The sequence below is a fragment of the Gilvimarinus chinensis DSM 19667 genome, from assembly GCF_000377745.1.
GTDB classification, from domain to species: Bacteria; Pseudomonadota; Gammaproteobacteria; order Pseudomonadales; family Cellvibrionaceae; genus Gilvimarinus; species Gilvimarinus chinensis.
Genome location: NZ_KB898714.1, coordinates 62,398 through 88,652, shown reverse-complemented (window position 1 = coordinate 88,652; position 26,255 = coordinate 62,398). Strand labels below are relative to the sequence as shown.

The window sequence follows — 26,255 nt, the reverse complement described above, 5'->3', positions numbered from 1 at the left end:
GCTGGACGTGATGCCTTTGGAGTAAGCGAATAACACGATTTTTAGGAGAATGGCTGGATCGTAAGCGCTGCGACCGCCTTCATCGTTCTTATAGTTGTCGTAGAATGCTGACAGATCAATATGCTCTTCGATCAACCGATGAAGGGTATATTCAAACGTATTGGGTTGCAGCTGCTCTTCAAAATTGATAACGACCATGCTGTCTTGGTTATAGTTATATTTTCGGAAGTTGGGCATGGCCGCTTCTCCTTTTGGCAAGCCCCAATTTTAGCAAAAAACGCCTTGTTTTTAGAGTTTTTCTACAGCCTCAACGCCCAGCGCAGGCGCAGCCAACGCGGAGCACCTTTTGTGTTAATGTTTGAGCGACAGCGAGTAACACAAAAGGTGCGTAGTGTTGGCTGTCGCTCTGCCGCTGCTTGTTAGCTTTTTACTAAGGTGTATATTTGCATCCCCAAGACCAGCAGAAGCGTAAATATTGCCAGCTTGTTGGTCACTCCAATCCTGTTAAGCTCGTCGTAGAACCTTTCATGGACCGAGTATTCAACTTCTTCTTTGGCATTCTCTGATACAGTTTTGGCAATGAAATTAGCAGCAACGGCAAACCCCAAAACTGAAACTAAGATTTTTATAACTTCAAGCCAGCTAATAAATTTTTCAGACCGAATGGCTTTATCTTCAAGGCTTTTTAACTCGTCCTCAAAGTAACGTATTCGGTCATCAATAAGCTCAGCGCTGACACCTACACTGTAATAATTAAATTCATTGTCAGACAAATCCGCGATATTCAAAATAACATCTTTAGCTTCATTCTGCTGCCGAAGTTGCGCTCTTTCAGCTGCATTAATCACACCTATTAAACTGTACGTTAATGCTGAGCTGGCAATTAGCAAAAAAAGTGATGAAATAAACAGCACTGCTTTTTTGAATTTTTTAATTACTGATGTCTGCCAGAGGATGTATGGAAGAATTAAGGTAAGTAACCACAACAAACTCAATATTGCGCTTTCAGTATTAATCTTTGCTTCTCCTTAAGCTAACAGTGTATTAGACGGAATTCCGATTATACAACACAAAATCCCGCTAGTTTTTCGTCCATTTATCGTCAGAAATCATATAAAATTCAAGGAGTTAGCGCATCTTTTTCTACTGACCATCACTGTAGAAACGAAGCCATCGTGTTTAACGAGACCGCAACGAGGTCTTCTATGCACTCAACGAATTAAAAAATATACATATATTTCAGAGGGTTAGAATCGGGAGCCTGGGAAAACAAAGACCACTAAACTTGTTACTCATAGGACCCTACACTTGAATTTGTTCAATTTCCCATTAAAGCTGTATATTCATACAGCACAATGGGAGTTACCTGTGAAACCCTCACCCTTCATTGAGCGGGTCCGAACTGAGCTTCGTACTCGCCACTACAGCTTACGCACAGAAAAGACCTATCTTTACTGGATTCGTCACTTCATCTTGTTTAACGATAATCGACACCCCGAGGTGTTGGGGAACGCAGAAATAGAAAGGTTTCTGAGCTACCTCGCGGTTAATCGCAAAGTTAGTGCTGCGACTCAGAATCAAGCGCTCTGTGCGATTGTCTTTTTATACAGATACATAATTGAGCGAGAAATTGAAGACTTGCAGTACGGTTTCGCCAACCCCCCAAAAAATGTCCCAACGGTACTGGCTCCCGCGGAAATATCCGCCATATTAGATCAACTCAGAGGAAAGTATTGGCTTATTACAGCATTATTCTATGGTTGTGGTTTCCGTATTCATGAAGCGCTGTCCTTACGTGTAAAAGACATTGATCTTCATAACCGATCTATCTACATCTTCAGAGGGAAAGGAGCGAAAGACCGATATACGTTGCTACCAGAGGCACTTATCTCCCCTATTCAACAACAGATCGCACAGGCACAACTAACGCACCAAACCGATCTAGCTGAAGGATATGGATCTACCTCGATTGCTCCGGCCCTGCACCGAAAATACGGTAAGTCGTTAACTGATTTTGCCTGGCAATACTTGTTTCCCTCTACGACTCGCTGCCAACATCCCTATGATGGTTATATTTGCCGGCATCATCTACACGGAACAGCCTTTGCCAAAAACTTACGCAAAGCCGTTAAAGCCAGTGGAGTCCATAAACAAGTCACCGCGCATACTTTTCGGCACTCATTCGCGACAAACTTACTGATTAACGGTAGCGATATCCGCACAGTACAGGAATTACTCGGACATTCTGACTTGAGGACCACGGAGATATACACTCACGTCATTGGCCAGCGTCGTGCAGGCACTCGTAGTCCTGTCGATAACTTATTCTAAACAATCGGGTGCTTGTTCAAACTGGTGGCGCTTCAGCGGGCGCACATCAATCTCCCGATATAAAAGCCAGGAAATTACTTGGCGGACTTTAAGCAGATTCCACTGATTGAACTGGCACCTCTCTTACCTGCAAACTAATTTACCATCACATTTCGGAAACCCACTACAGCCCCAAAAGTCATAGCCGGTTTTGCCACCTTTCTTCCGGCGAACCATCTCCTTACCGCACTTCGGGCAAGGTGTATCAGACACTTCACGTTCTTTGGGTTTGCCTGGCTTGCCATTCTGGTCTGGTAGGGTCACTTTGCACTCAGGGTAGCCAGAGCAACCCCACCAAGCTTTTTTGCCTGCTTTACCCGGTTGGCGAGTCAGCTGCTCCCCGCACTCCGGGCATGGGTGATTCATACCCGCCGGTGCCTCTACTTTGACGGTATCCATATTGGTGAGTTCAGCGGTCAATCGATCGTCCAGAGTCGCGATCACACCCTTATAGCCGGCGCGGCCTTCGGCGACCTCATCCAACTGGGCCTCGATGGACTTGGTGAAATCCAGCTCGATAAAGCTGAAGCGACTGGCGGCCAGGCAGTCCACCACCAGGTACCCGGTATCGGTCGGCACAAGGTACTTGCCGGCCGAGTCATAGGCGACGTAACCGCGGGACATGATGTTCTCCAGGATCGCGGCGTAGGTCGATGGTCGGCCAATGCCTTGTTTCTCCAGTTCTTTGATCAGCTGTGCCTCCGTGAAGCGCGAAGGTGGCTTGGTACGCTTGTCCAGGACTTTACCCTTAGCAACGTTGACCTGCTGGACCTCCTGAAGCTCGGGTACCGGATTGGCCGCCTCCTCAGGATCTTGCTTAGAAGCTGACGTATCATCGGCATAGACCGATTTCCAACCCATACACAGCTCGGTACGGCCCTTGGCCACACACTCGACGGGCTTACCCTGCAGCTCGCCGGCACGGAGTTTAACCGTGCGCACCGCGTATTTGGCCTCCTGCAGCTGAGAGGCCACGGTACGCTGCCAGATCAGCTTATACAGCTGTTGTTGATCCGAGGTCTCGCCAGCTTCGACCAGGTTAATGTAAGTCGGCCGGACGGCTTCGTGCGCCTCCTGGGCGTCACCTTTGGCTTTCCAAGTGCGTTGACGATCGACAACTGGCAACCCATTCGCTCGGCCGTAGTCCTGGATCTGCGCAAACGCCTCCTCTGATAAATTGGGTGTGTCAGTCCGCATGTAGGTGATGTGACCTTGCTCGTAAAGCTTCTGAGCGGCGGCCATGGTGGCCTTCGGCTTCATCTTGAGGCGGCTGGAGGCCGCTTGCTGCAGCGTAGAGGTGATGAATGGTGCTGGAGGTGCCTTGGACTCCTGAGTCTCCTCACAAGCGATTACAGAGGCCTCCGTGATTTTTGCCACCCGTTCGGCCAGGGAGCGGTCGAGGAGGTATTCCTGCCCCTTCAGGAGGAACGGTTTGACGTCCCAGTCAGCAAACCAGCCACCGAGAACCCACCGGGCACCATAGTGATCTGTGGCGACAAAGGCTTGAATGGCTCGTTCACGATCAGCAACGATGCGCACGGCTGGTGACTGCACTCTGCCGGCGGACAGGCCTCGTTGCTTAGTCACATCCCCGAGCTTGGGTGACACACGGTAGCCTACCAGCCTATCCAGGACGCGACGGCCCTCCTGGGCAGCTACACGACGGTAATTGATCTTTCCAGGCTTATCGATCGCCGCCTTGATGGCTTTGGCCGTAATCTCTGAGAATACAATCCGTTTGGGGTCCTTAAGTTTGAGAGCCTGCTGCAGATGCCAAGCAATGGCTTCACCTTCACGATCCATATCCGTTGCCAGATACACCTCATCGGCGCGCTGTACGGCCTTTCTGAGTTTGGCCAGGACATCCTTGCCCCTGGTGGTGGGCACATACTGAGGCCGGTATTCTGGGGCTTCTACGCCCATTTCCTTCTCGGGAAGGTCCCGAACATGACCAACACTGGCCTGGACTTCCCAGCCTGAACCAAGGATCTGACTGATCTTTTTGACTTTACCGGGTGATTCGACGATGACGAGATTCATTGGTGCTTCCTCGCAGAGGCAAATTGAGTTTTGTACGGCAATCTGCCGTATGGTATGGTGTAGTAAATCGTGGAGGTTTCTTATGGCAACGAAGACAGAACGAATAGAGGCCCGCTTCCCCGCCGAACTTAAGGTTTTGGCAGAGCGAGCCGCATTGGCCAGCGGCTATAGCCTGACAGACTACCTTGCTAATCTGGTCCGCAACGACGCTATTGAACGCCTGAAGTCCCAAAGTGAAATCCAGCTGACGAACGAGCGGTTTGATCGTTTTGTTCAAGCCTGTGAAGAGGCTAAAGCGCCGAGTAATAAAATCATCGAAGCTGCTGAAAAGCTGGACAGAGAGGGGTTTTGATTGCCTCTTGCCAAGGATTTTGTAGCAGCCAGCAAAGCACTGCATGACCTCAAGGGGTTCGACTGCGGTAAACCGGATATGAATACATTCCTGTCCAGGTTCTCTGAAAAGCATGGGAAACTTGGATTGAGTCGCACTTATGTGTTGCCGGAGGTGACCGCTTCTGGAAAATCCCCCATAGCGGCCTATTTCACCCTGGCTACCAACAGTGTTGTTCGAGAGAAAGTCCCGATTAAACAGAGTCTGCCGCAATACCCGATCCCCGTGGTGTTAATGGCTCGATTGGCTGTTGATGGCCGCTATAAAGGGCGCGGACTCGGCAGCAAAACGCTTGTTTACGCGCTACGCAAAGCCGTGGCGCTGAGCAAAGCTGGGTTGCCAGCGTACGGATTAATCTTGGATGTTCTGGACGAAGACGCTTTAGGCTTCTATCACCACTTTGGTCTCTTCGAGTCATTTACCGACGATCCTATGCGATTGTTTGTTCCTATGAAGACACTGGAGCAAATATAAAAAGGCTGACTTAGGATAAATAACGTAACTCATTGATTTTACTTACGACTTTTAATTAAACATGCCAATTTTACTAAGGCTGAAACAGCACTGGTTGAACACGTATTGACCACCGGCTAAAATGTTCATGCAATTAGGAGGATTTACCCATGCAAGCCACAGACACTGCCACAAATCGTGATTTCGCACGGAAAACCGCGACCGCTGCTCGCTGGGCGGGTAAAGCGCTGTGGTTCGTGATTGGATCCCTCGCACGTGCTGGGCATGCACTCCTCATTGGGGTTGTCACATTTATCGTTGCCTTTAAGGCTGATGAAGATCCTGAATCCTCGGAAAGTTCCTTTTCCTTCGAAATGGGGGCAGGCCCCGCACCTGGCAAGCCCGGTCACAACCATTTTCGTTGGAATGAATACCATCACGGGGGCGATTAAAAATAACTTCACTTTTTAAACGCCCCTCTCACAGCTTTAGCACCTTTCCCAACAGCACCTACGGCATTTTTGCCAATTCCAGGTACAGCTGCTGCTGAGCTTCCTGCACTCGTCGAGCCGTCTGCAATTGCTGTCTTGGCGAGACCTGCACCTTGAATACCTACCGCCCCCATCAACGAAGTAAACATAACGGGCAGTAAAATATGCAGCCAACGTGTGATGAAGTTGAGTGCAGAAACGGCCATATTCATTTCGCCTCCATCGGTGAATAACACAATAGATTTGCTGAGATCACCACCCACAACGCCACCCCAGGCGGCGAGTAAGTAGTTATCAAGCCAAGACGCTACCGCGAACAGGAAAGTCCAGAAGTACACTGAAAACTTGACGAGCATAATGGTCACTACAGCCCCGACACTGTAACTGCTGGGGTCGGCGGTTCAAGTCCGCCCCTAGCTACCACATACAAATTAAAAAGCCCCTGTAGGCTCGGCCTACAGGGGCTTTTTAATTTGTATCGATGTAGATACGGGGCTGGGCGCAGAACCGCCCCCGGTTCACCCATTGCGACCAGCAATGGGCAACGAGCGAAGCGTTGTCCACTGCGCTTCGTGGACAACGCTCTGCCACCTTTAAAGCAATACCTCTATGGCTTATTAAGAGGTATCGACAGCCCCCTTGCCCTCCCTAGAATAATTTTGCTCAGAAATTTCCCGAGCCTCACCTAAACACTCAAGGTTAAACAACAAAGACTCCGCGACCCTGTTCACCAGAAACGCGCCCAAATAAAGCCCCAAAACAAACGAAACCAGTACGTTAGCAAAGAGTGCTGAATCACCAGAGCCAATTTTTGTGGACGCAAAATATAAAGCTAGGGCCGCAGGAATAAAGCCAGCCTTCTCAAAGGCCCCAAGCAGGGTTTGAAGCCTACCTTTGATTCGCTTAGCGTCGCGTTCGAAAAATTGTGAAACCAACAGCAAGCTTTCTGGTGGAAATTTCGCCAACTCACCAATGAATTGAATTCGTGCCTGCAAGCGATTTTCGGCTCTAACAGCATAACCATTCAACGGAGAACGAAAAATACCATAAAAATACAGAACCTGAATAAGAGAGTAGATAAGCAAGATAAAAACAAAGACGATACCCAGCAAAACGCCCCCGAACTGCATACCTAAGGTAAACAGCACTACCGTCGAAACAAGGGTCAAAGAACCTAGAATTAGCAACGTCTTTTCATGCTTAAAGTCAGAAAAGAGTGATTGGCTGCGATTTATCGGAGACTTTTCAATAACACGTAATATTTCGCCAACTTCCTTGTTCATAACTGCCTATCACCTCACTATAAGCAAACTCTTTACCCACCAATCGAAAAGCATAAAAATAGGAAAAGCGGACTATCTTGTTGATTCAGAGACTTCCCAAGAGTCAAAAAAGAACAACACAAGCTTTCAGAATCCTTAGAGAGAGACTACTTGAACCAGAAAATTTTCTTGCATTTATAAAAATAAATCTGTCCCCTTTTTCTCCTAAAACCTTGACAATAACTACAGCTTTTCGACAATCGACTTCAACTGTAAAAAACTCTCTTTTTTCTCATAATTCATCTGAGAATTAAATCCTTCGAGCATAGTAATCACATCTTTTAATTTATCGTAGTCTTTCAATCTAATTAAGTTAGCCGCCATGCGAAAATTAGCATCAATCTTATGATCTATAACAGATGTATTTTCAACAACAAAAGTATAAACAGCATTACTCTCTCTATACCTTCCTAAACGCCTTAAAATATCACCTCGAAAACGTTGACAACGAAGATTATATGGATTCTCCTCAGCACACTGAGAATATGCTTCATAAGCTAGAGAGTCAGACTCGACTTCCGGGTAAAAGTAATAATAATCCCCCTTTAGCTCATGATAAAATGTTGGAAAATATTTAGATTCACAATTTTCGATTTTTTCTTTTGCCGATTCAAACTCTTTTGAATCTAAGTGAACATAGGCCTCTATACAGTAATAACCCTCAGGAAGTGAATTAAAAACTTTAGCTGTTAGCAAAACATTAGAGGCTTCCTGAATATTGCTCAACATATACTGAGAAAGGGATAGAACCAAATAAAGTTTATCGGAGAAGGGGAACTCTTTAAGCCCCTTACTTGAAAAATCAATTGCAGAGGAATAATCCTGAGAATTCATGTAAGAGGCAGACAATGCAAAGTATGTATCGTCTGAAACAGGAGCCAATTCAAAAAGACTAGCTGCAAAATCAATTGCTTTTTCACTTTCACCCAAAAGAGAGTATAAATAAGACAGGCTAGAGTGAATAACCGGATCATCAGGGTTCATGCCTAAAGCGGTTAACATGTGACTCTTTGCCCGCAAGTAATATTCAGGTGATTCTTGGCAAAGGTAATACATACCCAATAAAGTATGATAATTATAACCCTCGCCCTCTATGGCTTTCAAAGCCGATATTTTTCGAATAGCAGCCTCAAGAGATTCCTTATCTCCGCAATTATTAAAACGAGTGAGCGAATTTCCACCTCCGATGTGATCGAATATTTGATATCTAAGCTGCTCTACCTCAACCCGCTTATCGACAATAGAGTCATTGTAAGAAAGGTAGAAAGCGGAAAAAGCAACAGCTAAAGAAAGAAAAGAAATAGAATTTGAAAGATTAAGTCTAGCTTTCCTTAAGACACGTATAGCTCTAAATCTTAGAGTAGCAAAAATTCGCAACATTCAACTCCGTCCAGCAGCCCACACATCAAGATCCATCTGATTTAATTATAATTAATAGAATTTTGCCATCAGTGACAAACAAATACTACTAGGTGAATGCCATTTTTGGAGATTTAAATGAGTTTAATGTGGCTTAGCATGCACGTAAATCACTGATTCTATTATATTTGAGATTGAACAAGGACTACTCCAAGGGTCTCACAATGCTGGGGTCAGCGGTTCAAACCCACCTCTAGCTACCACATTTAGAAAGGCTGGCAGGTTAGTACCTGTAGCTTTTTTCTTTCCAATAAATTACTACCCCCTTCCTGTACCGCTTTAACCCACTTATAGACTCTTAGGTCACACAGGCTTCGCCTCTGTATCTGGCCGACTAAACTCATCTTTAGGCCGCCATCAAGCTCTTCCGCCGCAGTAACAAATTCTAACAACTTTTTCTTAATAGCCATGATATAAGCTGTTATTCGCTTGGCACTATATTCAACAACACTAACAGGCCTACCGCTAGCAAAAAACAGGATTCAGACAAGGAAAGGGCAATGGAAAGGCGTATTAGCTATCTGGAAGATTTACAAGTCCAACAAACTGCAAAATCCGTATTCTTTAAGAACGTAAGCAGTCTTTTTAATCACGAGGTTAACGATGATTGGGGTTTAAACTTCGCCCAGGGAAAGAATTTAAATAGCGACGATATACCCTCGATACAAGTCAAAACCTATTGCTACTCGATGCGCCTATTCTCAGGCATGAGCCAACAAGATTGGGGAAAGGTGAGCTCGACCATCGACAACTACAATATTCCGCTGACGCTGTCTGGTGCCAAATCACTATTCATTAACGCCATTGATGACGCTGTTAGGATAGTCGAGACGAAATTGTAGTTAAGACTGACTGTTTTTAAAGATTCAGCAAATTACCATTCATTGGCGTAAGGCTTGGAACGTCCACCATGCACAGTGGCGATAGGTGCGCCCACATTATTGCGACCTTCAAACCTGAATAGCCAAACAACCGCTGTAAAACCAATATATCAGCGCCATTTATTATGTAATGAGTAGCGAAGGTATGTCGCAATACGTGGGACAGCTGACCGGAAGGTAACTTGATGCCGGAGCGATTAACAGCAGTTCGAAACGCCGAATAACAGTTGGCCAAGAGCTTACCGCCTACTGGGAATACTAACCCTCTTAGGTACTTATAACGCCGGGGCTGCGGTTCACCCATTGCGATCAGTAATCGGACACTCTAGCAACCAAGCGGGAGAAGCGAAGGCCACTGCGTTTCGCGGGCCACACTGGGCCCGAGGAATCATAAAGCACTTTAATATTGTGTGGTTCACCCGACCTAGCAATCTCTGCTAGCTCCACGTTAACCATTAAGGCTTATTTGGAGGCGAGACATTCTAGCCGTGAATTGTGTACCTAACAGGCCTGCTGACGCCGTCAAAAAGTACTAGCGACGTTTCACGCCTTACTTTTTTCGCTATCAGCTAACGCATAATCCTGCTCTAAAAATAAGTCTGCCACCTTTTCCTTATCAGGATTAGACGACATCTATTCATTATGCCGGGCCCTCACACGCAGCATATTATATGACCAGTTAGGCTTCCAATAACTTGATTAAATCACTCAAAGACAGGGGTCGCGATAGATAGTAGCCTTGCACCCAATCGCAGCCGCTGTCTTTTAAGTAGTTTAGTTGCTCTTCAGTTTCAACACCTTCGGCAATGACGCGAAGATCGTAGAGCTTAGCCAAATTCTGAATAATCATTACCATTTTATTACGCGCCTCCCGCTCTGAGAAAAGATCACCAACAAATGAGCGATCAATTTTCAAGCAGTCCGCTGGATAGTGTATTAGCTGACTGAATGCGGTGTATCCAGTGCCAAAATCATCTAATGCTATGGACATTCCCAATCCATCCAGCTCTTTTAGTATCTCTAAGCAGAGCGGATCTTCGGCAACAAATGCGGTTTCAGTGACTTCAAGCTCGATATTTTCAGCACAGATATTATGATGGCTTAAAAGGCTTTTCACCTGGTTTGGAAAGCGTTCGTTGTGAAGCTCCACCCCCGAAATATTGATGCAAAGCTTTCCCTTGAAGTTCTGATTTTTCTGTAGATTTACCAGTGTCTGCAAAGCCTTATCAATAACCCACAAGTCTATTTCCTTGATTAAACCGGTTGTCTCAGCTATCGGAATAAAATGGTCAGGGCCAATACCTTTAAGCTCAGCGGCATGGCATCGAAGCAGCACTTCAACCGCTACAACTCTGTTATCTTTACAATCAAATATAGGCATGTAGACTAAAGAGAGTTGATCATCTCTTAAAGCCGCTCTCAGCCCTTTCTCAATCACCTGTTTTTGCTGAAGTTTTTCAGCAATTTCCTGGGTGAAAAATCTGTAGCAATTACGACCATTATGTTTGGCATCGTACATTGCCGCATCAGCGTGATGGATTAAGTCAGAAGGGTTCTTAGCATCATCAGGGTACACAGCGATACCAATACTCGCGTAAATCATGTGACTCAAATCATCAACGTTAAACCCCCCGTCAAAAAGACTCAAAATGCGTGCTGCGACATTGCCGGCATCAAGCGGATCTTTCATGTCAGATAAAAGTACCACAAACTCATCGCCGGCTAATCTAGCGATGCTTTCTTTCTGCAAGCTGAATAGCTGGCCAGTAGGACGGAGTTCTTCCCAAAGCTGCCTACTGAATTTGAGCAACACTCGATCACCGCATTCGTGACCATGCTGGTCATTAACCTGCTTAAAATTATCAAGGTCAACATACAATAAAGCGATGCGTTGCTTTTCCTTTTCTGCTCGCGCAAGCATACGCTCTAGGTTAGTTTTGAAGCTCCAGCGATTGGGCAACCCTGTGAGCATGTCATAGTAAGCCATGTGACGAATATCATCGTCATGCAGCTGTATAATTGTTCGATAGGCTTGCTCTTCAGAACGCAGGGCGACCAAACAAATGGCGTTTAATGCTAACATTGATATTATAAAACGAATTGTTTCTGTGAGAGAGTAGCTAGCGATTAAATAGTCCCTCAGAGGGGTAAATAGCAGCAAAATACTCGAAGCACTGAAAGCACCAAAAACAATGACAGCGGGCCAGAAGCGATTGATAAAAAGATTGACGGCAACGATAGGGTATATCCAAAGTATGCCTGTGTTGTTCACCCCTCCTGTTATCAGCAAACTTATTGATAACACAAACAAAATGCAGCTTAGAACTCTAGCGCTTCGCTCAACATCACCACTACGCTTTAATATATAAAGGTTTACTAAGCCAACAAAGGCACTGAGAAGCAATATAGATCCGAGAAAGTAAGAGTCATTAAATAAACATAAACTTCCAAAAACACAAAGAAAAAAAATGCCCAATATGGATAGAGCCTGACAGAGTATATTGCGTCTGCGTGCTCGCACCATCAACATTTCTTGTTGACCCGCTGTAAGTTCTTTAGTGAAAGTCACGGTGACCAACAACTCCTTTAGGCATTCATGCAAATTACAGTTACTTGAGGGCAGTTACTATTAGAATTGTAAAAGTAACTCTCACGCTGACTGTAGACAGAATAAATGACATCTATAAACTGTCAAATGGGTTACTGATTTTAAACGTTTAGATTTATCAGGTTATTGCTTTTTAGTGGCTAGCAGCTAGACAAGTATTGACGAAAGTGTAATCTAACTTTTCATAAAGTTTGCTGATTATAAACGACTTGACTTGCCCCCCTGACGCCCAGAGGACAGTCAAATGCAGGACCAACCTGGTAGAACAAGAACAGATATAGACTGTAACTATAAGAAAGTTAAAAAGTATATGCCTTTCATATCGATATGTATTACGCTACACCAATGCGCTAACCACCATTACAAAGAAAATTACCAGTAAGTCACTAGAAATCATTAAATTTCACATACAGCACACTGCCCAGCTGTAGGAATGTTTTTGATTTATAGAAAATTGTAGTCATGCGAGCGGCACTTCGCAGGCCACACTGAACCCGAAGGGTCATAAAACTCTTTAGTGTTTTATGATTCATCCGCTCCGACAAGTCTCCAGAAGACCTCAATTAACAACTCCGCGCCCAAGCTACAGCTTATTATTTTGAGTCGCGCGTAAATATAAAAGCCCAAAAAAACCAACACTTTGCCCCCGCCGCAATCCAATTAGAGCTCTCAGCCGTTACGAGAAACCCATCCACACCACAAACCACCCCCCCACTACAACTTTCTTAAAAGCCCCACACCACCGATTTAATCCTGATCCAGCAGCCATTTAGCAGCGCGTATCTGATAAAAAGAAATGGTATCTATGTCTAAACCTAAGCTCAGCGCGCTCTTTCTGTTGGCCTTTGCGCAGCGGGAACCACTGCCGATTTGTCCGCCAACACCCCGGCGTCTGCGGTGCCGTAGCAGGTGGTTCATCACGTCGATACGCTGAACACCCACGCCCCTGCGGTATTGGCTGACCCGGTCCGTAAGCGATATACGTTTACGACAGTTTCGACTACGGCCACCCGCATGAAAACCTGGCACCGCCCAATGGCTGGGCCAGGGTCGAGGTATTCTGGAGTGAGGCTCCGGAGCATTGGCGCGGGCCAGAGCTCGCCTATGATTTTAGGGAAGGTTTCTGGGCCAAGACCGACCACGCGCCTTGGGTGTCGGTGGCCGCTTTTTACACCCGATACTCATCCAGCTGCCGCTGTAATTGTTTGGCCAAAGCCGTCAATGAATCGCTGGCACTGCGTGTTTTATCTGCCTGGTCTGAGGTGCGCAAAGCGTTATTGCGTACCGAATCGATGTTTTGATTAATTTCGTCAGATACTTGGCTTTGCTCTTCCGAGGCCCCCGCAATTTCGGTATTAAGTGCTGATATTTCCATCACCGCCTTCATAGTGCCGCCGATCGATTGGCCAGACTCTACCGCTTTTTCAGACAAACCCGTGGCGAGTTCTTTGTTTTCAGTCATTTTCTTGGCTGCAGTCTGGGCACCGGTTTGCAACTGCTCGATCTGCTCGCGAATATCCACAATCGAGTTTTGCGTACGATTGGCCAGCATGCGTACTTCGTCGGAGACTACCGCAAAGCCTCGACCGTGTTCGCCTGCACGTGCCGCTTCAATAGCGGCATTAAGAGCAAGCAGGTTGGTTTGCTCAGCGATGCCGTGTATCACATCCAACACCCCGGCAATTGCCACGCTGTGTTCGCTGAGGTTATTAACCGCTTCGGCACACTCTAAGGTGCTTTGAGTCAGCTGCTCGATAACCGTTATGGTTTCGTGCAGAGTATTTTGACCGGCGCTGGCCTGTACGCTGGCATCTTTGGCCAACTGATCTGCGGTACTGGCACTTTGGGCAACGTTTTGCGAGGCCAACACCATTTGCTCCATGGCCTCGGCAACCCTCGCAACCCCCTGTGTTTGCTCTTCAACCGATTGACTGGACTCTTCTGCCACTTGGGTTAACGATTGCGCCGACTCCAAAAGCTGGGCTGACGACCCGCCTACAGCGCTGATAGTAAGTTGAAACTTTTCCATCAGTTCATCGAAGCCCGCGGCCACTTTGCCAAACTCATCACCACTGGTGCTGTTTAGACGAACGGTTAAATCCCCGTCCCCCTGAGTAATACGACGTATGGCTTCTATTAATTGCCCCATAGGCCGGGCCACTAAAAAGTTAGCCAGTAAAATCACCATTACCGTCACCAGGACACCGGCCAAGACTACCGCCATCGCAACTTTTGTAGTGACCTGCCATATTAGGCTTGTGACTTCTTTATCCGAGTAGGCGGCAATAATGCTGTACCCCCAGGGATCAAACGCTGTGCGGGTAATATTCCAACCCTCTGTATTGGCCAGGATCGCCTCAACCTCTGCCGGGCTGTAACTGTCGGAATGCATGCGTACGCGGTTTTTATCGTCCACTACAGCAACAAAGCCCTCTTCAAGGATACGCGCCTTAGCTATATTGCTTTCCAGCTCAGATAAATCGGCTGAATAGCCAACATACCAGATACCCATCACCTCTCCGGTGGCGTCTTGCATGGGAGCGTAACCGGTTAAATAAGGGGAGCCCAGAATATCAACTTGGCCATAAAACGCCCGCCCCGCTTCGATAGCCCGATACGCGGCCCCGCCGGGTGTGAGTATGGTACCGGTTGCCCGCTGGCCGTCCTTTTTTACGTTGGTAGAAACCCGAACATAGTTTTCGCCATCGTGAACAAACAAGGTGGCCGTGCCGCCCATGTCGTCGGTCAGCTCATCCACCAGCTCGTAGTTATTACTTTGTTCAAGCTCCCCCAGGTACAGCTGTGGCACCTCCCGCTCACCCACACGGATCGGAAAACCCAGAGCCGGTGGGCCTAATGCCAGACCGCGCTTCATCAGCACACTCATACTGCTTTTTACACGTTCGGCCATGATGGAGTCTGTAACCGTCAATAAACGTAGACTTTGACTGCTTATTTCAAGCGCTCGCGCTTCAGCACTGCGCTTTACTTGCTTTGACTCCAGCCACCAAATAGCCACCATCGCCACCGCAGTGAGAAGAAGAATTAATACCACCAACCACAGCGTGAACTTTTTGTTAAGAGACATGCGCTAACCTAAAAGATATTCAATATGGGCGTATGAGCAAGCTTTCGGCCAATGTATGGAAAGCTTCAATAACTATTTAGGATAGCGTGTTTTTTTGCTTGTTGAATAACAGCATTGGCGACGATTTCGCTCAACTACGGAGCACTACGAAAAAAATGCGCTGTAACTGCACCAAATTAAGCCAACCCTAAGCGTCACCGGTGGAAGTAATACGATTGATTAATACATGCCCACGTTTAACCGTCGATAATCGCAGTCGTAAGCTCCACACAGTTGCGCAAAAAAGTAGACTGTTTGTGGCACCTCGTACAGTAAGTCCAGCATATCGACACTAGGCCCATTCTCGCAAAACAGGGTAAAGTCCTGATTGTATTGACATAAAGCATAGCCTTCCAAATCGCATTGCTGACCAGGTCCGCACCCCACTTCGTATACGGGAATGGCATCAGACAAATAAGGCGTATCGCTCACACTTAAATAAAAGCGGTAGTAGCGGGAAAACCTGGCCCGCCAGAAAACCTCAAAAACTCCCGCCCCCACAAAGGGGTCAATCGCTAAAGGTGCGTTGGGTGAATACCCACTATCAACTCCATAACTATCAATTAAAACAAAGTCCGTCAGTGCCTGCGGCGGCGGTGGCTCATCGTGATAGTCTTCATCGCAACTCGCCAGCGTCACCAACCCGATCAGTAAGAAAGAAAGCTTCACCTTTTTCATAACACGCCTCACTTAAGACTATTGCGTTCAGGTTAGCGTCGCCGGGCTGAATCTGGGCTGAATCTATGCTCTATTCAGTCGGCACATACACAGCCATTGTGAGGGTAAAGTGTTTTTTTAAAATCAAAGGGTGGCGCACTTGTCTTTTAAAGCGTAACAACGTAGTTTTTACGGGTTAAGTTGGTCAATTTGACCGTTCTATTCATTCTCGGCCGCGATAAAGGAATTACCCCTCACGTATATGACGCCTGCCCATCCAGCCCCCATTGGCGACGTAACTTGCGCCTGCAAAGATTGCGACCTGCTTATCAAGGTGTCTCCAAAACAAAAGCGCCCAAGCTGCCCACGTTGCGGTGCGCACCTACCAAGCGCAGCGCCCTTAAACGTGAGCATACCAATGGCATTGGCACTGGCCGGGCTTATTGTTGCCATCCCAGCCCATGTGTACCCACAGATGAGCTTTGGGCTTGTAGGAGCGCCCAACACCTACACCTTAATAGGGGGGGCCGGGCAGCTGATGGATATGGGCTTTATATGGGTAGGTGCCTTGGTTCTACTGTGCACAGCCGTTGCGCCGGTGTTTTTACTGGTCGTTGTCTTTGGCACCTGTAGCGCTTGGTTTTTAGGGGTTCGGCGCTACTGGGTGCAGCTGGGCCTAAAGCTATACCATCGCATCGCCCCCTGGGTCATGCTGGATGTGTATTTGCTGGCAGTGATTGTTTCTATGGTAAAACTGATGGATATGGGCAGTTTTGAAATATCGATGGGGTTTGTCTGTTTTTTATGTTTACTGGTGCTGCTCGGCCTTACTATGGGCCAGTTCAACACCGACCGATTCTGGGATTTGACGGAGCACCAGCATGCGGGCGATTGATAAACGCCTTGCCCTGTGCCATACCTGCGGCAAGCTTGCACGGGTTAGCAGCAGCCACACGCAGCTATGCCCGCGCTGTCATGGCCCGGTTCATCTGCGCGACCCCTACGCACTGTCTCGCGCCTGGGCCTTCACCATTAGTGCACTGGTAGCGTTTATTCCGGCCAATTTCTACCCCATTATGACGGTGATACAGATTGATAAAACCATTCCCAGCACGATTATGGCCGGGGTAATCGATCTGGCCAAAAACGACATGCTGCCCATTGCTGTTGTGGTTTTTATCGCCAGTATTGCCGTGCCCGTTTTTAAACTGGTGGGCATTATCTATTTATTGCTGACGGTGAAGCGCGGCAAGCCGGTGAATTCTACCCAGGCAACACGCATGTACCGCTTTATTGATTTAATTGGCCGTTGGTCCATGCTGGATCTTTTTGTGATTGCGATTCTGGTCACCCTAGTCAGTTTTGGCAAGCTAGCCAACATTGAGGCCAACATTGGCGCCACCGCCTTTGGTGCCGTGGTAGTACTCACACTGCTGGCCGCCGAAAGCTTTGACCCCCGCCTTATTTGGGATTTACAGGACAAAGAAACACATGAGTAACGACAACAACCACTTTGACGACGCCCTTCCCCTTAGCAGCGTAGACAAAAAACGTGGCGTATCCGCCGTATGGTTGCTGCCTTTGTTTGCAGTTGTACTCGGTGCATGGCTCACTTACAAACATTTCACTGAAGCGGGTGTGAGCATTGTGATTACCTTTCCCACCGGTGAAGGGGTGGAAGCAGGTAAAACCGAAGTGCGCTACAAAGGCATACAAATTGGCACGGTTACCGATCTTGACGTACACCCGGACTTACAAAGCGTTGCGGCACAAATTGAGCTGAGCAAACAAGCCGAAACAGCCCTGCGTGAAGATACGCAATTCTGGTTAGTTAAGCCCGAACTGTCATTAGGCGGTGTGCAGGGGTTAGACACACTGGTGTCGGGTAATTATATCGCCATGCGCCCTGGGCAAAGCCCCAATGCCCGCTATGTTTTCAAAGCACTGGAAGAGTCCCCACCACCCGAGCTTACCCCTGGGGATTTGGAAATTCGTCTGTCCGCTCCCAACCTAGGCTCACTGCATGCGGGCTCTCCCATTCACTATCGCAAACTGCCGGTGGGGAAAGTGGTGGACTACTCATTAAGTGAAGATAACCGCAGCGTTATTTTTAAAGCCCACATTGATGCCGAATACGCTCATCTGCTCAACAGTAACTCGCGATTTTGGAACACCAGCGGCGTATCTATCTCGGGGGATTTGAACAGCATAAACGTAAACACTGATTCGCTGACCTCTATTATTCTAGGGGGCTTATCGTTTGCCGAACCCGACGGCACAAAGCCTGGCGAACCGGTGCTTGAGAACCAAGTATTTAAAATTTATTCCAGCTACGCCGAAGCCGATACCGGTATAGAAATTGATATTCAATTTAATACCGCCGAGGGGCTTAAAGCCAACCACACGGAAATTCGCTACAAAGGGCTAACCGTTGGCAAACTGAAAACCCTGAAAATGAAAGACGATTACTCGGCCATTAATGCAAAAGCCAGCATCAACCCGCTGGCCGATGTATTACTGAATGAAACCACCGAATTTTGGCTGGCCACACCGACCATTTCTCTGTCGCGTATTTCGGGGTTGTCTACCCTCCTGACGGGCTCGCACGTAGAAATGGAATTTACCAGTGAGGGCGGCACTCAAGTGCGTGAATTTATTGCCCTGCAAGAACCCCCTGCCCCCCGCAAAGACAAAGACGGCCTGTACATTGAACTGACCGCCGAAGGGCTGGAAGGAATCACCCGATCCAGTGAGGTCTATTACCGCAACGTCAGTATCGGCAAGGTGGTGGACTACCGCCTGAACGATGATCAAAGCAAAGTCATTATGGACGTTCATATCGCCCCCAAATTTGCGCCATTGATCACACAGAATGCACGCTTTTATCAAAATAGCGGCGTGAGTATCAGCGCCGACTTTAACGGTGTAGACATCAATACCGAATCACTTTCCAGTATTTTACGCGGAGGGATTGGTTTGTACTTACCCGAGACCACCGCCGAAGCACCGGCAGCACAAAACCAAAATCGATTTATTCTGCACACGTCCCTTGAAGACGCAAAAGACAAAGGCCCGGTCGTAAAAGTCAGCTTTAAGGACAGTGACAGCCTAAAAAAAGGTGCCGAACTACGTTACTTGGGCGTCGCTATTGGTGAGGTAGAAGACATTACCATTAACCATCCCGAACCCGGCGTAACCGCCTACATTCGCCTGCTGCCCGAGGCGCAATCACTGATTGTACAAGGTACGGAATTTTGGCGAGTCAAACCCGACATTAGCCTTAAAGGTGTGAGTAATCTGGGCACCATTGTCTTCGGCCAGTATATTGCGATCGAGCCCGGAAACAGTAGCGAAATGAGTTATGAATTTACCGGCCGCGAAATTCCGCCAGACGACTACCTGAGCGAAAACGGCCTCTCACTCACCTTACAGGCGCCCTCACTCGCCTCTATCAAAGAGGGCCGTTCGGTTTTCTACCGTGAAATTCCCGTGGGTGAAGTGACGGGTTTTGAACTGGCGCCCAACGCCCAGCATGTAAATATTTACCTGCACATTTACCCGGATTACGCACCCCTGGTTCGCAGCAATACCGTCTTTTGGAATGCCACCGGAATCGCGTTTGATTTTGGCTGGTTTTCGGGCGCCAACCTGCGTACGGGGTCGGTGCAATCTCTGCTGGCAGGCGGTATTGCGCTGGCAACACCGGACTTACCCGGTGAGCGAATCAGTGACGGCCAGGTTTTTGCTCTGCACGATGCACCAAAAGAAGAGTGGCATAAATGGGCACCGGAGATTCCGTTGCGCTCAACTAAGAGTGATTAGAATAGTAAAATGTTGGCATTAAAGCTCAATAGCTTTAGTGCCAATGAATTTACTAATCAATTCTAATAATTTGAGGAATATGATCGCTAAGTGCCAGCCAATCAATAGCACTGCCATCCACATAGCTTGCTGTGCTCAGCAGGTCGTCAGTTAAAAAGCAGTAATCTATGTGATAGCCCTTTTCTTTATTTCGATGCATATAGTAAGTAGGCTGGCTCTCCTGCCCGGCAAGCTCCGCAAAGCAACTATGGTATACCGATGAATACCCCTTTTGCCTCAGCAACGCCAGCACGTCAGAATGATTCCACCAACGATCTGATCGATCCCAAATTACGTTGCTGTTGAGATCACCTGCTATCACACCACGACGAAAAGGCAGATCTTGCAAGTGAATCATCAAATACTTCCACAACTGCCCAATATAGCCGAAGGTGTCCGACCCTGCTTGCTTTGTCCAAACACCCAACAATGTCAAATCTTCGTCCACCATGACGGGAAGAAAGCTCTGCAGGTCTTCGGTATGCCACGTTTTCGCAGACAATTGCGATGCAAGAAAAGGAATAGAAAAACTACCACTCCAATCAAGAGGTTGAAGTCGATGACTCTTTTTAGCGAAAATTCCCAGCCCTTTATGCCGTGTCTGGCCTATCCATAAATAATCACCGGCCCAATGGAGATACTCTTGTGTAGACAATGCGGGGTTTTCACATTCCTGAATCACCAGAATGTCGGCATCAAACCCGTCTAAGACATGATACTTTTTACGAAAGGCCCCTGCACAGTTCCATGTGATTATTTTCATAAAGTTGCTGCTTTAAACTCGAGAGTCAATCGCAACACAGCTAACGGACATTAACTATTTTTACGCCGCCGCTTGCGTCGTGCTGCTTTGTCTTTCTCTTTTTGCTCGGCTTTACGCTCGGCCAGCTCTTTGGCTTCGATGACCTCTGCGGCCACCATGGCTGGTGTTTCGAGACTGATGGGCCCCAGGTTGCCGCTGCGAAAATCATTGACGAATAATTGCGACACCTTATTTAGATCGGCACGGCCTCCGGCGCCCAAGCAGCCCCGTTTGGCGGCAATCGCTTCCAATACTTCCAGCTCCGAGTCGGGTAATTCGGTTAAGTCGTAGCGCTGCATAATGGCCTGCGGATACACTTTGCGCAGGTAATCGGCACCAAAGAAGGCCACATCGACATAATCCAGTGCGGTATCTTTTATGGCACCGGTAAACGCTAAGCGGTAGCTGCAATTACGCACTTCTTGCTTAGGCCAGAGTATGCCCGGTGTATCCAGAAGAACAAAATGCTCGTCTATCTCAATGGTTTGCTGGCGCTTGGTAACGGCTGGTTCGTTACCGGTTTTTGCCACGGCCCGCCCTGCCAGGGTATTGATCAGGGTGGATTTACCGACATTGGGAATACCCAGAATCATCGCTTTAAGCTTTTTTAAGCCGCGCGTTTTCTCGGGTGCCAGCTTGCGGCACAGCTCTGGTAAAGTATGAATTTTGGCGGGCTCTTGAGTACTGACAGCAAGAGTTTTCGTTTGCTTTTGCTCATCCAGATACGCTTGCCATAGAGCGATATTGTCAGAGTCTGCAAGGTCAGATTTGGTCAGCACCTTAACCACGGGCTTCTCACCTCGCAAACCGGCAATCAGCGGGTTTTCACTGCTAAAGGGGATGCGCGCGTCCAGCACCTCAATAACTAAGTCGACTTTGGGCAATACTTCACGCATTTCTTTTTGCGCTTTGTGCATATGCCCTGGGTACCACTGCAGTGTCATGAGTTACTCCACCACCGTGATACTTTCGCCGTTGAACGACACTTCTTGCCCGGCGGTAATTTTGCAGCGTTTACGGGTTTCAATAACGCCGTTTACACTGACCATGCCGGCATCGATAACCTGCTTGGCAACTGCGCCGCTTTCCACCCAACCTTCGACTTTTAGCAAGTTATTGAGGGTGATGAATTCGCTTCCGTCAAGAGGGAAGGTGTTACTCATAATTGTTTACCTTGGAATAATAGTCACGCTTAAGTTGGCGTAACAGTGTAGGCCACAGCTCACGCCAGGACTGCCAGTTGTGGCCACCATTAACGGTTGCGGTATTGCTTTGCCGAAGGCGCTCGGCCAGCAGCTGGTTTGCCGTATAAAACTCATCTTGCTGGGCACTGCCTAAATACCACTGTTTGCGCTCACGCAGGTTTTGCGACTCAAGCCAGGGCCAGAGGTTTTTCTCCTCGTTAACTGCTTGCGCCTGAGAGTTTTTCTGCAAAAGGTGCTGATAGTATTCGGGCTCACCCAAATAGGGCGTTAGTAGCAGTACCGCCCCCGGGCCTTTTTCTGCCGTGTTAGTGTCTTGCGCAGCATCAATGACATCGCGCCAGTATACCAGAGCACCGAACCCGCCGAGAGACACACCGGCTAAATGCACACGCTGATAGCCCATGGCTTTGGCAGGGTTTATCACATCTTGCTGCAAACGAGTAAGCAGTGTACGCGAGCGATAGTAGTTAAAATGCGCATTGACCACGACCACATCCACAGGCAGTTGCGCTTGTGCCACCTGCTGCACCAGCCCTTCGTGAGCAAAGCGGTCAATACCATCACCCATGCCCGGCAGCATCACCAGTAAGTCGCGCTGACGCTGCACAGGCGGCACTTCAGACACCTCATACCCCTGTTGCGCCGGGTAGTAAGCTTGCGGCATGGGTGTGGCTGGTTGCTGCAGGTAGTAACAACCAGGCAGTAACGCCAGAGCCCAGAGTAAAACGATAATCTTAGCCATAAATTATTTTCGCCCGTCGCAGTTGTCGCCCTGCGGCCCACAGTGCCAGTAACGTAACCGGTACGGCACTTAACCAAAAAGCTGGATAAGCGAGAGCCGGAGCCGTTTCGCCAAGTAATAAGCCTTTCAGCACCGTTTGATGACCCAGCATAGGCACCCACAAATGCCAGCTTTGGTATAAACCGGGGTTCGTGATCATCACAAAAAACGGCACCATCGGCAGAAGAATTAAAAAGCCCATATAGGTTTGTGCATCTTTAAAAGAACGCGACAAAATCCCCAGTGCCAACTGCAGGGCAGCGGCAATAAATGCCACGGGAATTAACGCTAAAAATATACCGGCCAGTGCCAAAGGGCCAACTTCTACGCGCAAACCCATTTGGTTAAACGGCAAAAAATAAAGGGCAATGGCAAGCAACAGTAAGCACAGCAATACCACCGCCAATGTCAGCAGCACAGCGGTGGCCCACTTGCCGGTAATCAGCACCAAAGATGACACCGGATTAATTAATAACGGCTCCAGGGAGCGACGCTCGCGCTCGCCAGCGGTCATATCCGCAGCAAACCCCATGCTGCCCATCATGGCGCACATTAACAGCAGTAAAGGCACGCCCCCGAGAATAAGCCCGCCCATTTGCTGTTCGGTGGCAACATTGGCATCGCGAACTCTCAATGGGTTAATCAGCTCGGGGCTTAAGCCGCGCGCCATAACATTAAGCGCCGCCTCTGTGCCGTTGTACTGGTAGAGTAAACGGCGAACCTCTCCCACCGGGCCGTGCACGTTTTGATTCGAGGCGTTGTACACCAAGGTGGCCACACGCGGCGTGCGCGGGTTGCCGGACTCCGGGACTGCGTCGAGAATTAATGCATAGTCGAGCTCGCCGCGCTCCACCGCGCCGTAAGCGTCTTCGGGGGCTGCTTTTATATCCAACCGGTTTTCACGCAGAAAATCAGTAAGGGCCTGGTTGTTGCCTGCCACCGACAGTTCGATATTACGCTCTTCGGTATTTTGAAAATGAATGGCCATGCCAATGCCCATGGCAAAAAACACGACCATATACACCGGCGGCAAAAATGCGAGTTTCATGGCTCGTTTATCGCGGATGGCATCTTTAATTTCTTTACGGCATACCGCCTTTATTTGCTTAAACCACATGGCTAGGCTCCTGCGACAGCGTGACAAAGGCATCCTCTAAATTAGAGCAACCGGCGGCCTGCACCACTTCGGCTACCGTACCCCCAGCGACCAGTTTGCCTCCTGCAATCACCAGCACGCGATCGCAAAGGTTTTCAACCTCGTACATTAAGTGGCTGGAAAATAACACCGAACGCCCCGCCGCTTTTTGCTGGCGCAGCAGCTTGCGCACCGCGCGGGTGGTAATCACATCCAGGCCATTGGTAGGCTCATCCAACAGAATATGTTTGGGTTTATGCACAATCGCCCGCGCCAATGCGGTTTTCATTCGCTCACCTAGCGAGAACCCATCCGCATAGCGCCCGGCAATGGTATCCATACCTAAAATGTCCATCAGGTGATCGCAGGATTCGTTCAACTCATTCTCATCCATGCCCTGCAGGCGGCCAAAATAGAGAATGTTTTCTCGCGCCGTTAAGCGTTTGTACAAACCGGCATTGTCAGGCAGCACCCCCAGCAACGAGCGGGTGCGCTCAGGCTCCGTAACCGCGTTAATGCCATCAATATAAATCTCGCCACCCGAGGGTTGCACCAGCCCGTAGGTCATGCGCATGAGGGTAGATTTACCCGCGCCGTTTAACCCCAGCAAGCCAACAATTTCACCATCGTTGATTTGCAGCGACACGCCATCCAGAGCGGTGACCGAACCAAAGTGTTTGCTAACGTTATTGATCTCAATCATGCGTCGGCCCCTCCGTGCAAAAAGGCCGGCATAGGCACCATGGACTCAATACAACCACGGCTGCGTTCGCTGACGGTTAGATCACGAATAAACTCCGTAACCACACTGCCAGCACAGGTTTGCAAGGTGACGCCATGATGGGCACCAACGGCCACCAAATGCGTGGCATTCGGCAAATGTTGTGCAACCTCATTGCCCCGTTTAGGTGGCGTGACCGGATCGGCGGTGCCGGAAAGTAACAGCACAGGCACATTCGCAGACACAGGGTTGTAGTAATTTTCGGCAACTCTGGCCTCTGGCCAGAACTCACAGGCCTGCAACAGGATTTTTGCCAAATCGACACCTAAAAAATTCTCTTGCTGTGGTTTTGGGCTCACTCCTGCGTCTTCATTGCACATGATGCTCAGGTGCATTCCCATGGCGATATTTAACTGGCTATCGTCGCCTAAAAACTGACTCACTAAGGCCGCCACAGGCTCAAAGTTCCCCCCGGCAGCGGCGTGAATGGTGTAAGGCAGCAAGCGGGACATAATGCGATCGTACAGTGCCATGCGCACCAACGCGGAAAACTTATTGGCATCAAGCAGGATGGTTTCGGGCTCGCCGGTTAGTGGGTTATCGATGGTTAAGCTGACAGGTTCGGCTAACAACTGCTGCCCAAGCTTTTTAGCGTGCGCTTCAATATTGCCGTAGCGCGCAGCGCAATCGTGCCGGGCAAGGCATTCGTCAGACACAGTCGCCAAGGCCTGATTCGCCCCCGCGCCCAAACTATAGGGCACCGACATGTCAGGTGGCGCAAGGCCATCCAACACGGCCGAACGCACTGCTTTGGGGTACTGCGCCATATAACGAAGTGCCACTCGCGTACCGTAAGACCCGCCCCACACATTAACCTGAGTATAACCAAGTGCGCTGCGCACAGAGTCTAAATCGGCAACCGCGTAATCGGTGAGCATAAACGGGGCGAGCGTCTGATGCTGCGCAGCGCACTGTTTAAGTTCGGCAAGGGTTTGCGCCTCAGAATCGGTGCTTAACTGAGCCAACGATAAATTGTGTTTTAGCTCGCAGTGCAAAGACGAAGACTGGCCGGTGCCGCGCTGATCCACAAACACAATATCGCGCTTTTTCCGCAGATTAAAAAATACCGGCAACAGCCGGTCTGAGACATCAATCGCCGATTGCCCCGGCCCCCCGGCAATAATAAAGACAGGGTCGGGCTCGGCCACGGAGCTAATAGCCGGCCAGCGCTTAATGGCAAGATTGATCTGTTCGCCGTTCGCTGCCTGCGGGTCCAGCGGTACCGACAAAGTGCCACATTCAGCACCATTAACAATAGGTGGAGTACCGTCATGGCGCTCACAGGGTGTTAAAATCACTGTTTGAAAGCGTCCGTATTTTCCCTGATCTCCGCAGGCCATCAACCCTATCGATATGATTGTGGACAGAATCATGTTACTCAATAACTTATTATCCACGTGACCTCTCCATGTATTTCGTTTGGGTAATGTATGTATTCGGAAATTTTCGCCCGCCTCGATCAAGTGTTTCCACTCCTTCCACCCTAGGTGAAGTCGCCATGATATAGCTAAGTTATGCCGTTTCAGGACCGAAAATCACTTGCTCTGGTACAACCTCTGTACTGTATTGTAGTTTTACACTCAAGAAAAGAATTAGCTAACGGAGGGACAACATTACTTTGACACTGTGAAAACGGTAGAGAAACTCACAAAATAATTTTACGTCATTTGCTTCGTGACTCGCGCCTATGGGGCAGAGAAAACTCCAACTAACGCCCAATTTAATTCATAACTCTACCGTAATCCCACACTTATTATTGCAGTTAAACAATGGCCATTAAATGATTGGCAGTAATCGATTCGGATTACTAAAACCGGAAGCTACTGGAAAAGAGAAACCTCTCAGCCCCCTCTGCCTATCAGCCAATACCCTTGTCAGCAGAACCGCTCCTAACTGCCTACTTACAACATTTGATAATCTTGAACGCCCAA

At 48.5% G+C, this 26,255-nt stretch carries 25 protein-coding genes; 8 read left to right on the top strand and 17 right to left on the bottom strand.

The window, feature by feature from the left end:
- Positions 1-237, bottom strand: a 237-nt coding sequence (locus tag D568_RS21860) for a transposase (RefSeq protein WP_020210916.1), incomplete at its 3' end; no start/stop codon positions are given.
- Positions 238-419: 182 nt separating this feature from the next.
- Positions 420-995 carry a hypothetical protein gene (locus D568_RS0117540; RefSeq protein WP_020210915.1) on the bottom strand — a complete coding sequence of 192 codons (576 nt, stop codon included), beginning with the start codon at positions 993-995 and terminating at the stop codon, positions 420-422.
- A 373-nt stretch (positions 996-1,368) separates the two neighbouring features.
- Here D568_RS0117540 and D568_RS0117535 point away from each other — a divergent pair, with 373 nt between their 5' ends.
- On the top strand, positions 1,369-2,331 hold the full coding sequence (locus tag D568_RS0117535; RefSeq protein WP_040517129.1) for an integron integrase: 963 nt from the start codon (positions 1,369-1,371) through the stop codon (positions 2,329-2,331).
- 123 nt (positions 2,332-2,454) lie between these two features.
- Here D568_RS0117535 and topA read toward each other — a convergent pair whose 3' ends face one another.
- Complete coding sequence (gene topA / locus D568_RS0117530) at positions 2,455-4,410, bottom strand: type I DNA topoisomerase (protein WP_020210913.1); 1,956 nt, start codon at positions 4,408-4,410, stop codon at positions 2,455-2,457.
- Between the two features lie 82 nt (positions 4,411-4,492).
- On the opposite strand from topA, the gene D568_RS0117525 reads away from it, so the two are divergent.
- The 3 genes from D568_RS0117525 to D568_RS0117515 all read left to right on the top strand — a co-directional run bounded on the left by D568_RS0117525 (position 4,493) and on the right by D568_RS0117515 (position 5,706).
- Complete coding sequence (locus D568_RS0117525) at positions 4,493-4,762, top strand: type II toxin-antitoxin system TacA family antitoxin (RefSeq protein WP_020210912.1); 270 nt, start codon at positions 4,493-4,495, stop codon at positions 4,760-4,762.
- Positions 4,763-5,275 (top strand): GNAT family protein, encoded by a 513-nt coding sequence (locus tag D568_RS0117520; protein ID WP_020210911.1) that lies wholly within the window; start codon positions 4,763-4,765, stop codon positions 5,273-5,275.
- Between the two features lie 149 nt (positions 5,276-5,424).
- Positions 5,425-5,706: a hypothetical protein gene (locus D568_RS0117515; protein ID WP_020210910.1), complete on the top strand. Its 282-nt coding sequence runs from the start codon at positions 5,425-5,427 to the stop codon at positions 5,704-5,706.
- A gap of 8 nt (positions 5,707-5,714) precedes the next feature.
- On the opposite strand, the gene D568_RS0117510 is transcribed toward D568_RS0117515, so the two are convergent.
- The 3 genes from D568_RS0117510 to D568_RS0117500 form a co-directional block, all read right to left on the bottom strand.
- A complete protein-coding gene (locus D568_RS0117510) occupies positions 5,715-6,110 on the bottom strand; it encodes a hypothetical protein (RefSeq protein WP_157497981.1) in 396 nt (131 codons plus the stop codon).
- 252 nt (positions 6,111-6,362) lie between these two features.
- Positions 6,363-7,028 carry a hypothetical protein gene (locus tag D568_RS0117505; protein WP_020210908.1) on the bottom strand — a complete coding sequence of 222 codons (666 nt, stop codon included), beginning with the start codon at positions 7,026-7,028 and terminating at the stop codon, positions 6,363-6,365.
- Positions 7,029-7,250: 222 nt separating this feature from the next.
- Entirely contained in the window at positions 7,251-8,447 is a 1,197-nt protein-coding gene (locus D568_RS0117500) for a tetratricopeptide repeat protein (RefSeq protein ID WP_157497979.1), read from the bottom strand.
- 539 nt (positions 8,448-8,986) lie between these two features.
- On the opposite strand from D568_RS0117500, the gene D568_RS0117485 reads away from it, so the two are divergent.
- Positions 8,987-9,328, top strand: coding sequence for a hypothetical protein (locus D568_RS0117485; protein WP_020210904.1), 342 nt, complete (start codon positions 8,987-8,989; stop codon positions 9,326-9,328).
- A gap of 16 nt (positions 9,329-9,344) precedes the next feature.
- On the opposite strand, the gene D568_RS22295 is transcribed toward D568_RS0117485, so the two are convergent.
- The 4 genes from D568_RS22295 to D568_RS0117465 form a co-directional block, all read right to left on the bottom strand.
- Positions 9,345-9,671, bottom strand: a complete 327-nt coding sequence (locus D568_RS22295) for a tyrosine-type recombinase/integrase (protein ID WP_083915399.1) — start codon at positions 9,669-9,671, stop codon at positions 9,345-9,347.
- 375 nt (positions 9,672-10,046) lie between these two features.
- A complete protein-coding gene (locus D568_RS0117480) occupies positions 10,047-11,936 on the bottom strand; it encodes a putative bifunctional diguanylate cyclase/phosphodiesterase (protein ID WP_026287130.1) in 1,890 nt (629 codons plus the stop codon).
- 1,207 nt (positions 11,937-13,143) lie between these two features.
- The gene (locus tag D568_RS0117470; protein ID WP_020210901.1) at positions 13,144-15,063 is read right to left on the bottom strand and encodes a methyl-accepting chemotaxis protein; all 1,920 of its coding nucleotides are present in this window, start codon (positions 15,061-15,063) and stop codon (positions 13,144-13,146) included.
- Between the two features lie 219 nt (positions 15,064-15,282).
- On the bottom strand, positions 15,283-15,780 hold the full coding sequence (locus D568_RS0117465) for a hypothetical protein (RefSeq protein ID WP_020210900.1): 498 nt from the start codon (positions 15,778-15,780) through the stop codon (positions 15,283-15,285).
- 397 nt (positions 15,781-16,177) lie between these two features.
- Here D568_RS0117465 and D568_RS0117460 point away from each other — a divergent pair, with 397 nt between their 5' ends.
- The 3 genes from D568_RS0117460 to D568_RS20630 are packed head-to-tail and all read left to right on the top strand — an operon-like array spanning position 16,178 to position 19,581.
- The gene (locus D568_RS0117460; RefSeq protein WP_211211721.1) at positions 16,178-16,654 is read left to right on the top strand and encodes a paraquat-inducible protein A; all 477 of its coding nucleotides are present in this window, start codon (positions 16,178-16,180) and stop codon (positions 16,652-16,654) included.
- Positions 16,641-17,258, top strand: a complete 618-nt coding sequence (locus tag D568_RS0117455) for a paraquat-inducible protein A (RefSeq protein WP_020210898.1) — start codon at positions 16,641-16,643, stop codon at positions 17,256-17,258. The genes D568_RS0117460 and D568_RS0117455 overlap by 14 nt, the downstream gene beginning before the upstream one ends.
- Positions 17,251-19,581, top strand: a complete 2,331-nt coding sequence (locus D568_RS20630) for a PqiB family protein (RefSeq protein ID WP_020210897.1) — start codon at positions 17,251-17,253, stop codon at positions 19,579-19,581. The genes D568_RS0117455 and D568_RS20630 overlap by 8 nt, the downstream gene beginning before the upstream one ends.
- 52 nt (positions 19,582-19,633) lie before the next feature.
- Here D568_RS20630 and D568_RS0117445 read toward each other — a convergent pair whose 3' ends face one another.
- Genes D568_RS0117445 through D568_RS20620 form a run of 7 tightly spaced genes read right to left on the bottom strand, consistent with a single transcriptional unit; the run spans position 19,634 to position 25,721 of the window.
- Entirely contained in the window at positions 19,634-20,383 is a 750-nt protein-coding gene (locus tag D568_RS0117445; protein ID WP_020210896.1) for an exonuclease/endonuclease/phosphatase family protein, read from the bottom strand.
- A 50-nt stretch (positions 20,384-20,433) separates the two neighbouring features.
- Positions 20,434-21,366, bottom strand: coding sequence for a ribosome biogenesis GTPase YlqF (ylqF, locus tag D568_RS0117440; protein ID WP_020210895.1), 933 nt, complete (start codon positions 21,364-21,366; stop codon positions 20,434-20,436).
- A 3-nt stretch (positions 21,367-21,369) separates the two neighbouring features.
- Positions 21,370-21,585: an RNA-binding S4 domain-containing protein gene (locus D568_RS0117435; RefSeq protein ID WP_020210894.1), complete on the bottom strand. Its 216-nt coding sequence runs from the start codon at positions 21,583-21,585 to the stop codon at positions 21,370-21,372.
- Positions 21,578-22,369, bottom strand: a complete 792-nt coding sequence (locus D568_RS21285) for an alpha/beta hydrolase (RefSeq protein WP_020210893.1) — start codon at positions 22,367-22,369, stop codon at positions 21,578-21,580. The genes D568_RS0117435 and D568_RS21285 overlap by 8 nt, the downstream gene beginning before the upstream one ends.
- A complete protein-coding gene (locus tag D568_RS0117425) occupies positions 22,362-23,525 on the bottom strand; it encodes an ABC transporter permease (protein ID WP_020210892.1) in 1,164 nt (387 codons plus the stop codon). Before D568_RS0117425 ends, D568_RS21285 begins: the two co-directional genes overlap by 8 nt.
- A complete protein-coding gene (locus D568_RS0117420) occupies positions 23,515-24,246 on the bottom strand; it encodes an ABC transporter ATP-binding protein (RefSeq protein WP_020210891.1) in 732 nt (243 codons plus the stop codon). Before D568_RS0117420 ends, D568_RS0117425 begins: the two co-directional genes overlap by 11 nt.
- Complete coding sequence (locus D568_RS20620; protein WP_020210890.1) at positions 24,243-25,721, bottom strand: alpha/beta fold hydrolase; 1,479 nt, start codon at positions 25,719-25,721, stop codon at positions 24,243-24,245. Before D568_RS20620 ends, D568_RS0117420 begins: the two co-directional genes overlap by 4 nt.
- Between the last annotated feature and the right edge of the window lie 534 nt (positions 25,722-26,255).

Bases quoted from the DNA above. Each gene is read 5' to 3' on its own strand.
- topA (WP_020210913.1), bottom strand. From the start codon at position 4,410: ATGAATCTCGTCATCGTCGAATCACCCGGTAAAGTCAAAAAGATCAGT.
- D568_RS0117525 (WP_020210912.1), top strand. From the start codon at position 4,493: ATGGCAACGAAGACAGAACGAATAGAGGCCCGCTTCCCCGCCGAACTT.
- D568_RS0117515 (WP_020210910.1), top strand. From the start codon at position 5,425: ATGCAAGCCACAGACACTGCCACAAATCGTGATTTCGCACGGAAAACC.
- D568_RS0117505 (WP_020210908.1), bottom strand. From the start codon at position 7,028: ATGAACAAGGAAGTTGGCGAAATATTACGTGTTATTGAAAAGTCTCCG.
- D568_RS0117500 (WP_157497979.1), bottom strand. From the start codon at position 8,447: ATGTTGCGAATTTTTGCTACTCTAAGATTTAGAGCTATACGTGTCTTA.
- D568_RS0117485 (WP_020210904.1), top strand. From the start codon at position 8,987: ATGGAAAGGCGTATTAGCTATCTGGAAGATTTACAAGTCCAACAAACT.
- D568_RS22295 (WP_083915399.1), bottom strand. From the start codon at position 9,671: ATGGGTGAACCGCAGCCCCGGCGTTATAAGTACCTAAGAGGGTTAGTA.
- D568_RS0117470 (WP_020210901.1), bottom strand. From the start codon at position 15,063: ATGTCTCTTAACAAAAAGTTCACGCTGTGGTTGGTGGTATTAATTCTT.
- D568_RS0117465 (WP_020210900.1), bottom strand. From the start codon at position 15,780: ATGAAAAAGGTGAAGCTTTCTTTCTTACTGATCGGGTTGGTGACGCTG.
- D568_RS0117460 (WP_211211721.1), top strand. From the start codon at position 16,178: ATGGCATTGGCACTGGCCGGGCTTATTGTTGCCATCCCAGCCCATGTG.
- D568_RS0117455 (WP_020210898.1), top strand. From the start codon at position 16,641: ATGCGGGCGATTGATAAACGCCTTGCCCTGTGCCATACCTGCGGCAAG.
- D568_RS20630 (WP_020210897.1), top strand. From the start codon at position 17,251: ATGAGTAACGACAACAACCACTTTGACGACGCCCTTCCCCTTAGCAGC.
- D568_RS0117445 (WP_020210896.1), bottom strand. From the start codon at position 20,383: ATGAAAATAATCACATGGAACTGTGCAGGGGCCTTTCGTAAAAAGTAT.
- ylqF (WP_020210895.1), bottom strand. From the start codon at position 21,366: ATGACACTGCAGTGGTACCCAGGGCATATGCACAAAGCGCAAAAAGAA.
- D568_RS0117435 (WP_020210894.1), bottom strand. From the start codon at position 21,585: ATGAGTAACACCTTCCCTCTTGACGGAAGCGAATTCATCACCCTCAAT.
- D568_RS21285 (WP_020210893.1), bottom strand. From the start codon at position 22,369: ATGGCTAAGATTATCGTTTTACTCTGGGCTCTGGCGTTACTGCCTGGT.
- D568_RS0117425 (WP_020210892.1), bottom strand. From the start codon at position 23,525: ATGTGGTTTAAGCAAATAAAGGCGGTATGCCGTAAAGAAATTAAAGAT.
- D568_RS0117420 (WP_020210891.1), bottom strand. From the start codon at position 24,246: ATGATTGAGATCAATAACGTTAGCAAACACTTTGGTTCGGTCACCGCT.